Annotated in this window: 10 protein-coding genes; all 10 read right to left on the bottom strand. The window is 36.7% G+C overall.

Annotation, left to right across the window (positions count from 1 at the left end; translation table 11 throughout):
* Positions 1-154: 154 nt before the first annotated feature.
* Positions 155-1153, bottom strand: coding sequence for an SCP2 sterol-binding domain-containing protein (locus QA584_RS00320; RefSeq protein ID WP_278272540.1), 999 nt, complete (start codon positions 1151-1153; stop codon positions 155-157).
* Between the two features lie 3 nt (positions 1154-1156).
* The gene (locus QA584_RS28580; RefSeq protein WP_331487806.1) at positions 1157-2236 is read right to left on the bottom strand and encodes a rhomboid family intramembrane serine protease; all 1080 of its coding nucleotides are present in this window, start codon (positions 2234-2236) and stop codon (positions 1157-1159) included.
* Between the two features lie 140 nt (positions 2237-2376).
* Complete coding sequence (gene glpK, locus QA584_RS00310; RefSeq protein ID WP_278272539.1) at positions 2377-3867, bottom strand: glycerol kinase GlpK; 1491 nt, start codon at positions 3865-3867, stop codon at positions 2377-2379.
* A 358-nt stretch (positions 3868-4225) separates the two neighbouring features.
* Positions 4226-6169 (bottom strand): DUF6382 domain-containing protein, encoded by a 1944-nt coding sequence (locus tag QA584_RS00305; protein WP_278272538.1) that lies wholly within the window; start codon positions 6167-6169, stop codon positions 4226-4228.
* A 40-nt stretch (positions 6170-6209) separates the two neighbouring features.
* Entirely contained in the window at positions 6210-6836 is a 627-nt protein-coding gene (locus QA584_RS00300) for a TadE family protein (protein ID WP_278272537.1), read from the bottom strand.
* The gene (locus tag QA584_RS00295; RefSeq protein ID WP_278272536.1) at positions 6836-7267 is read right to left on the bottom strand and encodes a prepilin peptidase; all 432 of its coding nucleotides are present in this window, start codon (positions 7265-7267) and stop codon (positions 6836-6838) included. Before QA584_RS00295 ends, QA584_RS00300 begins: the two co-directional genes overlap by 1 nt.
* 30 nt (positions 7268-7297) lie before the next feature.
* Positions 7298-8188, bottom strand: a complete 891-nt coding sequence (locus tag QA584_RS00290) for a TadE family protein (protein WP_278272535.1) — start codon at positions 8186-8188, stop codon at positions 7298-7300.
* A gap of 411 nt (positions 8189-8599) precedes the next feature.
* Positions 8600-11062 (bottom strand): DUF5702 domain-containing protein, encoded by a 2463-nt coding sequence (locus QA584_RS00285; protein ID WP_278272534.1) that lies wholly within the window; start codon positions 11060-11062, stop codon positions 8600-8602.
* A gap of 37 nt (positions 11063-11099) precedes the next feature.
* Positions 11100-11273 carry a Flp1 family type IVb pilin gene (locus QA584_RS00280; protein WP_278272533.1) on the bottom strand — a complete coding sequence of 58 codons (174 nt, stop codon included), beginning with the start codon at positions 11271-11273 and terminating at the stop codon, positions 11100-11102.
* 209 nt (positions 11274-11482) lie between these two features.
* Positions 11483-12949 carry a hypothetical protein gene (locus QA584_RS00275; RefSeq protein ID WP_278272532.1) on the bottom strand — a complete coding sequence of 489 codons (1467 nt, stop codon included), beginning with the start codon at positions 12947-12949 and terminating at the stop codon, positions 11483-11485.
* Positions 12950-12984 lie beyond the last annotated feature (35 nt).

Below are 12984 nucleotides of genomic sequence, written 5' to 3'. Positions count from 1 at the left end.
AACAATATGGGTACTCCCCCCATACTGCTTATTCTGATGTCTACGACGGAATCATTTTACATAATTTTGTCCCAATTACCTGTTTTATCCTATTCAAAGGATTAGTTTCCGCTAATCCTTTGAATCCCTACAAAAAATATTCCTTGGAGCAGAGCTATATGATATTAAACTGGAATATCTGGTCGAAGGTCCGTAAGGTTTTAAAATTACCTTTTGCTGTGAGTTCACCCGACATAAAAGCTCTCTGGACCGTCATCCGTCCGTTAATTATTTTATTCAATACATCATAGGTAGTTCTGGCGGCAACATCCGCATCTTCCTTCTCTCCATAATAACAGTTAAGATTGGAACCGTTTACATCAATGACCAGGGTTTTCATGGTATCATTAATTTCTATGGTATAACTGGCTTTAAAATCATTTAAAGGATGAAAATTCTCTCTTATGTTATGGATAAACTCCTGTTTTAATTCCTTTTCCTGAGATCCAAGCATTCCTTTAAAAATCTGAGCCAGCTCCTCAATATCTTCTTTCTGCTTCTTAACATAGGTATCGTCCGATACGTACATGGACAGTTGTTCATTCTCCTGGGGTGTTAAATCATTGGAAAAGCCTTTTAGCATATTATTTCTGATTACTGAATTACTTGCCGGCAGCATCTTGGTCTTCTGATTAATTACTTTATAAAATAATTCCGCCTGCTTCTCAATTATCTGCCCATATGTGGAATTCGTCTCAAAATCCACATGATCTTCCACATAAGCACGGAGTCCGTTACAGGTTATCCCTCCAAGCATTTCCCAGGCTTTTATTAAATAAAGTTCTGCTTCCCGTTCTCCGTAGGAATTAGCCATAACGATGGGCATCATATATAATTTACTGATATGTTCCTTATCTCCATACAGCCAGCAGGCATCCAAAAACTGCTGCATATAGCCCCCGATTCCTAACCATTCCACATTTGTAGCCAATATGATGCCATCTGCTTCTTTCAAGGTCTTAGGCAGAACAGCAATGGCGTTCTTTTCTTCATATAAGTTATATTTTACCACATTAACACGGATTTCGTTTAAAACCTCAGTTAACTTGTTAATGACATATATTGTGGGGTCTTCGATTAACCCCCGTCCGCCGTAGTAGATATTTACATTCATACATTAACCCCTTTCCGGTTCTCTTTTCTTTTGTTTACGATAAAATATGGCTGCCAATAGGATTCCTCCTGCCAAACCGCCGATATGGGCGGCGTTGTCAACACCCTGGCTGGTAAGTCCGCCATATAGGCTGAACACAACAAAAAGAGCAATCTGTCTTGTACTGATGTCTTCTAAGCGTCCTTTGTTTACTACAACTATATACGCCACAGCGCCTACCACTCCGAAGATGGCACCTGAGGCTCCGATAGACACCGTATTCGTATTATTTAACATATTATAACTCATGGAGACAATCCCTGCAATAACTCCTGAGCCAAAATAGATTAACAGGTACTTAAACTTTCCTGCTGCTCTCTCCAAATTATCACCAATAATTAAAAGCACAATCATATTATTACCCAGATGCTCAATGCCGCCATGTAAAAACATATAAGTAAATAACCGGTAATATTCGTAATTATACCGGATTGCCGGCCAGTACAAAGCACCAAAGTCAAGGACTTTGTTCGTAGCTATTGAGGTATTGTCCTTCCCTTCTACAAATAGGAAGACTAGTACATTAATAAGGATAAGAAAGGTATTGCATTTTGAAAAATACCTTGACCATAAGGATCGATTCTCAGGATATACCGGTTTTTCATACAATGGTGTGTGTAAAGATTCTTCCCCAAGATTTGATACCTGTGCGCTTAATAATATTTCTTCTATCTCATTTCTGATACCCATAAAGTCAGGGTTCTGGTTTTCATAAATAATTAACCGTAAGTTTTTCATATCCAGGAGCCATTCATTGCTTTCGCCTGGCTGGAGCCTTCTAACTGCTTCAATGTGATTCGTACAGATGATAAGCTGTATACGGATGCCGGTAAAACCTCTCTGGGAATAATTCCTTTGGAGCTGATCCCTGATATTCTTATATTGTTCCGTAGTAAATTCCAAGCCCCCGGGACAGTCAAAAAATACAATCACATTAACTTCCTGACCGGCATTATAAGAAAGCAGATAAATACCGTCTGCATTTACCTGAACTTCCTTAAACCCTCTTTGTAACAGTTTTGATCTGATTCTATCTATTATCATGTATTTATGATCCTTTTCCTTGATCTTGCCCTTCCCTATAAGAAGAATTACCTGGTAATGTATAGTTATTCTTAGTTATATATTATTACATAAATTATTATTGCTTTATTAATTTATTATTGCTACTGCTTTGTTAATTATTACTCGGCCCAGTTAAAGGAATGCTTCACTGCCTTTTTCCATCCGGTTATTAGTTGTACCCGCTTTTCCACTTCCATATGTGGAGTAAAGGTCTTTGACAGTGCCCAGTTTTCCTTAATCTCTGTTTTATCCTTCCAATATCCGGTTGCTAGTCCGGCAAGATATGCAGCACCTAAAGCCGTAGTTTCAATGCAGGAAGGTCTGTGAACCACTGTATCCAATATATCAGCCTGAAACTGCATTAAAAAATTATTAGCAGACGCTCCACCGTCTACTTTTAAGGACTTTAACCGATTGCCTGCATCTCGTTCCATAGCATTAAGTACATCATTGGTCTGATAAGCTATGGCTTCTAAGGTTGCCCGTACCAGATGTTTATTATTAAACCCTCTGGTAATACCAACAATGGTACCCCTTGCATACTGATCCCAGTATGGTGCTCCAAGTCCTGAAAATGCAGGCACTACATAAACGCCGCTTGTGTCATCTACCGACATGGCATATTCTTCTGATTGGGCTGCATTCCGTATAATCCCAAGTTCATCCCGAAGCCATTGAATTGCTGCTCCTGCTACAAATACGCTGCCTTCGAGGGCATACTGAACCTTATCCGGTTCACTGGCTGCTATTGTTGTTAACAAGCCATGCTGGGACCAGATGGCTTCATTTCCTGTATTCATTAATAAAAAGCAGCCGGTTCCATAAGTATTCTTAACTTCACCCGGCTCAAAGCAGCATTGTCCGAATAAGGCAGCCTGCTGGTCCCCGGCTACACCGGCAATGGGTATGGCACCCCCAAGATGACCGGAATCCGTATGACCATAAATGTAACTGGAGGGTTTTACTTCCGGCAGCATGGATTTTGGGATATCCAGTTCTTTTAATATCTCCTCATCCCATTCCAGTTTTTTAATATCATATAGCATTGTCCGGGAAGCATTGGTGTAATCCGTAACAAACACCCTTCCCTTAGTAAGGTTCCAGATCAGCCAGGTATCCACCGTACCAAACAGAAGGTTGCCGGCTTCTGCTTCTGCCCTTGCACCCGCTACATGGTCTAAAATCCATTTTATTTTGGTACCGGAAAAGTAGGCATCCGGTATTAATCCGGTTTTTTCTCGTATCACTTTATCAAATCCGGATTTTTTAAGTTCCATTACTGTATCAGAGGTTCTTCTGCATTGCCATACAATTGCATTATAAACTGGTTCCCCCGTATGCTTATTCCATACGATAGTAGTTTCCCGCTGATTGGTAATCCCGATGGATGCAATTTCATCTGCGCTGGCTCCGATCTTTGCCATGGCTTCCGCTGCCACACTGATCTGAGATGACCATATCTCCATTGGATTATGCTCTACCCAACCGGCTACCGGATAGATCTGTTCAAATTCTTTCTGTGCAATGCTTAACATCTGACCCTTCTTATCAAATAGTATACATCTGGAACTGGTGGTTCCCTGGTCCAACGCCATTACATATTTCTTCACGTAACTTCCCTCCACATTATGGTTTGAATTGCTCAAATACCCATGGAATATACGATTCCTTATGGTAGATTATACTATTTTTTGACTTTTAATACAAGAAGGCTGTTTTTAAAAAAGACTGTTATAAAATGTAGAATACCAAACTGCGTATAAAATAAGGATTATATTTCGTCAAAATTTTGTTCCAGGTATAAGCGCATATGCGGCTGTATTTCCTTTCTTGCAGTCCTCCGCGCTTACTTTCCATAAAATTTTACAAATTATAATCCTTGTTCTCTACCAGATGATTTATTCTTTGAAATTTGCAGCAGTCTCTTGCCGTGCTTTATAATGATTCTTATCTGTTATCAAATGTAACTTAATTCTCTCTGATTAATACCGACCAAATATACTTCACCTGCGAGAATACGATTTCATCTTTCTCATGAAGAAGATATGGCTTATTTGCTGCCATCCTTATACCATTTATATAGGTACCATTCGTTGAATTTAAATCCGTAAGGAATATATCCTCCCCTTCTTTTGTAAACTTGGCATGTCTTCGGCTGACGGAGGTATCTTCTATTAATAAATCCATACCTTTTTTTAATTTTCCAATAAGAAACGGGAAATGATCAACCGGTATTTCCTTTTGTATCTCATTATCTGACCTAACCAAGTGGTACTGCTTCCAGGGTTTAAGCTGTGATAAAATTACTGTATTCTCTGCTTCGTCACTGCTGTCCTTCTGCCACAAAAACTGAGTAGTCTCCTGAACCTGACTATCCTTATCATCAAAACACCTGCTGCCTTCCCATATCATTTCTTTATCTGTATTTTTTTCTTCATATTCAGGTTCTGATTCTGCAACTTTGTCTGCATTGATTTCTGCATATTCAGGTTTTGATTCTGCATCCCCTGGTTCAATTTCTGCATATTCTATTACCGTTTTGATTCTCGATAATTTGTTTTTTGTATCAAAAAGTTTCATTAAGGCATAAGCTTCCATACAAGCCAAAATGATAATGCAACTAATAAGTTTAATACTATCTATTTGTGTACCAAAGGTGTTATCCAATAAGTTAAATTGCAAGGCTATTATCAAAATGATGATACCGGCTAGTATAGAAATACCCGCTAAAACAAATGTTTTTAATCCGAAATACTGAACTTCTCTCTCACTTTCCACCTCTTCCAGTTCTGACAGATTTTCCAGTGAAGGGGGAGGTAACTCAGTACTTTTAACAATAAATTTATGAAATAAATTTTTTATGCAGAATTGGATCTTTCCAGTAAGAATCGTTATATTTTGATGAAAAGATGATTGATAACCGGGGTTATGTGTTATTTTATTAAAGTTTTTCTGAACAAAAACATTTTGTGTTGGCTGAATAACATTATGGTTTCGTGCATTTTGAATTAGTGTCTTTTGAGTTTTTCCATTTTGATCTTTTTCATTTTGACTCATACGTTTTTGATTCTTTTGCCTTATTCTACTTTGATCTAATTGTTTTTGTGTCTTCTGGTTTTGTGTCCTCTGGTTTTTATTTTTTTGATTATGAACTTTTTGATTTTTATATTTTTCTTTTGCGAAATTCACTCTTTGGTTCTTTTTACTATCCAGATCTTGAATAGATGGTTTTCCCAAAAGGGTCTCTTTGGCTTTAAATTTTCTAGTTTTCTCTCCACTCTGCCCAGAATATGTTTCGTCTGTTTCCGGTTTCCTGTGTTCCATCTTCTCTATCTGTTGGACATTAATTTTTCTTACTTTCGGTTCATTATCCTTTTTATTTATCTCCTTTAATAATTTCTCAAAAGTACAGTCTGTCTCTTTACTTTCTTTATATAAAGCATATATTAAAACTACCGCTGCTTCATCCTTATAATCTACTTTATTCATTAGATATTCCATCAGTCTGCTCAATTGCTCTTTTATATTCTCATCCCTGCCCACCAGATGGCATAATAAAATATTCTGAGAGCCGGTATCCAGAAATATATAATTAGGTTCTATAATAAAATCATTCTCTGAAAGCAGATATTCTCCGCTGTTTTGAATGGTTATAAGAATATCTGATACTATTTTTCTTAGTTCATAATAGTTAAGGGATTTATTTTCCCAAATCTCCGCAAGGGATTTTTTAGAAGTTACATCATAATAAAATAAATCCATATTATCAATGGATCTTAACTCTGTTTTTAGTAATCCTGGAATATTATTATGTAAGATCATCCTTGATCCATACGCGGATGACTTGCCTTCTATTCCCTTTAAAACAACAAAATTACTATGCATATCCCTGATATACTCTGCTTGTAACATAAGTCACCTCCCATACGATAGACCCGACTTATTATTCGTTTCATTTATTCAATATTTGCTGTAATTTTTTTAATGTCTCATCTATTACAGGCATTTTATCCGCTACCCCTGAAAATATGCTGAATATCCGGATAAATTCTGCACTGTTTTGTATAGAGGTTTGCTGTGTGACAGTTACCGCAGTACCTCTTTTTGAAAACAAGGGACGGATTCCAGGAAATGGAAGTATCATTTCTCCTTTAATTTCAATGCTTAAATTGGTATGGCTGGCGTCAATATCAATAGAGGTAATGTCAGCTATAAATAATCTGCTTTTCAACTGTTCTTCTAAATAATTGTAGATTTCCTGCTCTTTACTCTGGAGATTGTCCTGTAAGGAGTATAAAATTCCACGATTATAATATGCCTCATAGTCTATGAATCCGGTATTCATATCCGCTTCCCTTTGAATTAAATTCCTGCCTTTTAATAAGGTATCATTCATAACTGCTTCCACCCTATCCTGATCATGCATATAAAACCCTAAATAAATCAATCCTACAATTATGAATATTATAACCGGAAAAAGCAGAGCCATTTCTACCGTATAACTTCCTGATACATAGTAACTTACCCTGGAAGTATTGCTGTCTTGTGCTTGATACCCTTGATTAAACCCGCCTTTCATTAGCTGATAAGTCCTCCCAAATATCCAAGCAGCAAAAAGGGTATAAAGGGTATCGTAACTTTCCTGTTCACCTTACGAAACATAATTAGCCCAATAGAAACGATAGCTGCCCCGAATAAACCATATACAAGTATAAAAGCAAGCCGGTGAAAACCTAATCCGATACCTATAATACTGACGATAAGACCATCTCCTATGCCAATCTGCCCCCTGGTGATGGGATTTAGGATAAGTAATAAAACCCCCAGGCTTAATCCTGCTGCCCGATTCCAAATCGTAATACCGCCTGCCCAAAACGAGTAAGCCATTATGCATAAAAACCCGGCTCCAATTAAAGCTAACTGTATCTTTTTCTTTCGGATGTCCTGCCAACTGCATAGGATTAACCAGATACTAACAATAGCCGTCATGATGTAATCTTTATATAGCATTTCAAAACCCTGCCTTTCTATAATAATATATTATTCCTTCGAACCGCACCGGCTGCATAAACTCCTGTCCCGGATTTCCGAAATTGGAACCGTTAATATAGTACGTTTCAGACCACTGCAACTTAAATTCCAATGATACCGGTCACCGGTATTTGTTATGTATACCGTTTTTAAATCCGGTGGCATTGCACCTTCGCATACATTGCATTTTTTATACTTACCTCCAGAATCATTTCGCAGGGCATCTACCTGACTTAGATTTACTTCTTTTATGGACAGTTTTAAGTAGGTGCAGTCTTTGTATAAGTGATATACGGTGCCGGTCTGGGTTATATATACCATTTGTTCATTCCCATTGGTGGAATCGGGAGAAGAGGTTTTAACAGAAACCTTATGTCCACTCCAACCTCGCAGCCGTACCCGCTGCATCATCGGAATATCCTTAATATGAATGAAAAGCAAGGGAAGTCTGATATCGTAGGTTAAAATAATATCGATGGCCTCCTCTTCATCCATAAATGCAGACAAATTGGTATGAATACCGCTATAACCACCCTTAATACAAAACTGATTTAATAAATTTACATTAAGATAATCCTTCATTTTAATTTTATAGAAAGTACTGTCAATGGTTTTCGCTATAGCTGCTTCTATACTGGATTCTGAGGTATTCTCTTTCAGATTTTTATTATCCTCAGGCTCTTCGGTTTCGTATTCTTTAATATAATCATACACATAAGCATACTTTGCGGTAAAAAATCCTGTTTCAGTAATTGCATTCTGCAGCATTTCCTGCAATCTGATAATCTGCAGAAAATACAAAAAAGCAATCATGATATATATAAAAATCGGTAACACCAGTGCTGCCTCTACCGTTAAGGAACCACAAGCTACCTTTAAATTCTTATTATTCCTTCTCATGGCTTTTCCTCTTTTTATACTGGATAAACAGCCTCTTAGAATGGATTGGGATATCCGTTCCTGAAAAAATGTTTTGGATGATGTTTTCTTGGAGAGAGAAATTGTTTGAAATATTTTTAGTTTTTATAGAAATAAAAGACGAGAACGGATATCCCGATCCATTCTAAACTAGACTGTTGATTGGTAAAATTTATTAAACCTTTTAAGATGATATTTTTTAATTTGAAATTTTATTTAACCTCCATTATATATTTTGTGTTAACTCTTTCATTTACGTTCCTATTTACGTTCCTATTTGCGTTCCTATTTGCGTTCCTATTTGTATTCTTATTTGCATTCTTATTTGCGTTCTTATTTGCGTTCCTATCTGCATTCTTATTATTAAAATTATCATCTCCTTATAATTTTGGTTTAATAGGAATACTCCATAACCACATGATAAACATACTTATAATCTTCATTGCTTAACATCTCTTTAACAAAGGGCAGCTTAATAAATCTGGAATCCATACTATAATCAGCCTTTGTTGAAAAACCAAAGAGGCAGTTTTTTATATAAAAGGTATCCTCATATTTAAGCTGCAGATTCTCCTGAATCAGATCCATTGCCCTAAAACTTTTATTTTCCTGGCTTTCCATAAATAAAAATAACTTGAGATAATCCTGATAGCTTAGCTCCAACACGGTTTTTGTTTCCTTTATTTGATCTGCTTTGGATTTTATAAGTACTTTATTAAGATAAAAAATCTCATGAAGTCCTATCTGTATCTCAACACTCTTTTTAATAAGGGGCAGCGCTTTCCCCTGGAGCAATGCAGAAGCATCAACCAGTGCTTCAGCAAAAGCCCAGACTGTTAATACAATCATTTTCGTTATTTCTACCAATGCTGGAAGCCCTGTAAAACCAACAAATCCAATGGCTAAGGCACGGGCTTCTTCATTGCTTTTCTTATCACTTAACAGGGTTATCATATTCATTACGGTGCGTATCAAAAGAAGACGGGTCAGTACTGCTTTCAAATTCTCATAATCGGTACTTTTACCCATTATAATGTATTCCAGTTCGTAATCGAGAGCTTTTATCTCCTCCTGCAGTTCGTCGATGCTATAGCTTCCAAAATGATCGAATAAATATTCCTGTAATAACAGGAATTTAGCAGCTCCTTCCACACCACTGCCAGCAGTTTCTTTCAAATCAAACCCTTTGGAAAAATCATTCATTAATTCAGAAAACAAACTGCCGCCCCCTGCCAGATCAAGATTTGAGACGGAGGACGAAATATCCTCTGGCTCTTCCCCCGGTTCAATTTTATGTACCGTGGAAGGCAGTTCTTTACCACTTAGCTTTTTATCAGATAGTTGGTTTTTATCTTCAATTAGTAAACCCATAATACCCTCTTCAAGAATTGACCTAATGCCTGAAAAAAAAGAATCGCTTTCTACCGGTTTTTCCAAAGTACTGTAATCAAATTGGAGTTTATCATGACTATAAGCTGTTAATAAACTTCTTATGTGGGTTAGTGCTGTTTCTACATCCTTCCAGGATTCTTTCTCCGTTGTGACGGTTAGTCTTGTATCTGCCTTTATGGCGATTAAGATAGCTTCATTTGCATTTAGAGTAGCTCTCATACCTATAAAATCATATTGTGTAATAGAGTCACTTTGGTTACCCCCGCCTTTATATTTTTCTAATTGGGCTAAATCATCTAATAATCCCTGATAAAATTCCTCCTTCAGCTGTTCTTTATTTTCCGCTAGATACGTTTCATAATTCTCAATCTTTAAAGCGGCTTCTTCCTGCAAGGGAATTAATTCATCTATTATCTCTTGAGCAGCCTTTATGGCAGGCTGGATTCCTTCTACCAGATTATTAAGGTCTTTCATATTATTGTTTAAGGTTGTGATTAAACCTTTTTCGATTTGCTTGTAGGTATCGAATCGATCAATTGCCGCGGCTATAGATTCTTTCAGGGCAGATAACTCTTCCGGGTCTTTTATACTGCTTTGGTCTATTGACAGTAAGCTTTGGTAAGCTGCCTCTGCTTCTTCTTTTTTTGCTGCATTAGAATTGAGGGAGTTGATTGCTTCTTGCGCTTGGTCTATTTTTGGGTTTGGATTACTATAATGACCCATAAGAGAGCTGTATACAAGGTCATTTTGTATGCCAAGATTCGCTTTTGTTATCGGTAATGTAATGATTTTTTTAACAAAATAATTCTGTATTGCTATTTTGCCGTCCCTGTTTACCTTCACGCCTTTCTCATTAATCGTAATACCGTCAATTAAACGCATCAGATTTAATATTCTCTCATCAATCTCATATAAACTTTCTTCGGTTTCTTGTTTTTCTTCCAGAACAGCCTGTGCTTTTTCTGTTTCCTGGGTGTCTAAAAGCTTAGGCAAAAAACCTTCTATTCCACCGCTGATTTCTTTATACTTCATATAAGAAACTGCCTGATTAACAAATAATTCTCCATTAAAATCTGTTAATGTATTGGTTTTATTAATAGCTGCATTGTCTGTATTAATACCATATAGATTAAAAAGCTGATAGGGATTCCCCCCTGAATCTTTAAGATCCTTACCTGGATTAAAGGTATATTCCATATAATTCCTTAATTTAGCTGCTATGACATCCGTATTCAGGTTATCCGTACCATAACTACCCTCCAGCCCAAACAAGTGATATTCCTCTAATAAGGGTCTGTAATATTCACTCAGGACAGAATCCATAGCTGTCTGTAAGGCGCGTTCCGCATATACCTTAGCTCCATTCACTCTGGCTGCTTCTATTGTGGTCATAGTAATAGCCAGAATCAGTAACAATACAAGGCTTAAAAAAACAGTAATGGATCCCTCCTTCTGCTTACACATGTACTTACTCCTATCTGTCTTTCCAAGACATATTGCTTTATTTCGTAATACTATTTATGTCACCGGCAATGGAATCTATTATATTCTTTACGATATCTGTGATTTTTTGCCTGAATATAAGAACTAAGCCAACCAACAGTACTAAAATTAAAATAATTTCAACAATTGCAATACCTTCTTCTTCCTTAATAAATTCTTTTATCAGGTTCATAATTTTACCTCATGTATATTGCAAGTCACTTTGCAACACTGCCATAATTAAAATGCTGAAAGATTATTGCTGGATTATTGCTGGCAGTCTTTCTATGTTTTATTTTCTTTCAGCTTTGTGTTATTTTCTTTCCCTATGTGTTATTTTCTATCACTATGTAATTCTAATCTTTTATCCATATGTTCTGGTAATAAAAATTGCCTCATGATTTATATTTGAAAGGAAATTAATGCAGGAACCATAATAACCGCCAATACCAGCAATAACATTAGTATCATGGGAAATAGTAGTTTTGTACCGGCTTCTTCTCCCATTCGTTTTGCAAGCTCTTTCCTTTCTTCAAAAGCTTCTGCCGCTTCCAGCTCCAGTTGGCTTAACAGACCAGAAGAACCTTTTTTTACGTTTTGGGCAAGTAAGGAACTAAACCGCAGATAGGGTATTAATTTTACTCTTCGTCCAAATCTTTCATAGGCGGTTATTTCAGAAGTTCCTAACATTAATTCTCCATAGGTAATGACCATTTCCTCATAAGCATACCGTTTTTTCCCTCCTTTCTCCTTATAATCCTTTGAGATTTTATTCCAGGCATTAGAAAAAGACATGCCGGCTCCGACTAGCAGCGTAAATTTATTAATGATCTCCGGATAATCCAATAGCATTTCCCGGTTTCTTTTTTCAACCTTACCATATAGGTCCCGGTCCATTAAAAAATATAATAGAATCGCTGCTATTACACCAAATATCAGAAGCATTCCACCTGTATTATTTTCATTTTCCGCCCAGGAGACCCTCTGTTGATTCAGGGAATCCGGTAAAGGCAACTTGTCCTGCATTTTTGAAGCTTTATCCGCGGCACTAAGTGCTTCGGTCAGACTTTTTCTTGTAAGTTCTTCCCTGGTATATACCTTTGGCAGTACCTTAAAATACCTGGTATATTCTTCTTCCATATCCTGATATATAAGCTTTGCGGTGATTGGTATAAGTACGCCTTCGCCTAACTCTTCATTATGCACCTTCCCTTCTGTATCAATTATTTCACTATTATCACTGGTCCAAGTAACTGATACCCTGGTATCCGGTATTTTAGTAATAAATTTAAGATCTGACAGAACATGCTCTGGGGATTGATTATTGTTTAGTAGATGAGCATCAATATAGTCTTTCGCATGCTGAAACTGTTTCCTGATTTCTGCTTCGTCATACTGTTTTTCTTCCAACTCAATATGTATCTCTTCTTCCAGAACCGAGGTATCCTTTTCAGATACATTTACTTTTAAATCAACCGATTTTGAGCCTTGCTCATAACCAGGTCTTAACAGATAGTTTCCCTCCAAAAGCTGTTTATTCTGAAAAGACTGTACACCGCTTATTAATCCAAAGAAATTGGCTGCAAATATGATAAGGGCTGCTACGACTACTTTATTGCATAGATAAAGTCTTTTAACAATCTCCATCTGTTCCCCTACATAAACTGCTTTTAAGGGTTCTTCTAGGTGATTGGAGGACTTTTTTTTATAAAGTCCAAACTTATCCATAAGGTAAAAACCGAACGGATACAAAGCTTTAAAATGGTACTCTTTTTCATCAAGGCTGTTAACAACATCTATTTGGTACTTTTTAGATAGTAACCAAAGTATCACGAATGCAATTAATAAAACTAAATTTAATAAGACCATCTAACCTCCCTTTTTAAGAATACATACAACCACTT

Source organism: Anaerocolumna sp. AGMB13025, from assembly GCF_029689925.1.
Classification (GTDB): domain Bacteria; phylum Bacillota; class Clostridia; order Lachnospirales; family Lachnospiraceae; genus Anaerocolumna.
This window is presented reverse-complemented; position numbering and strand designations above follow the sequence as displayed.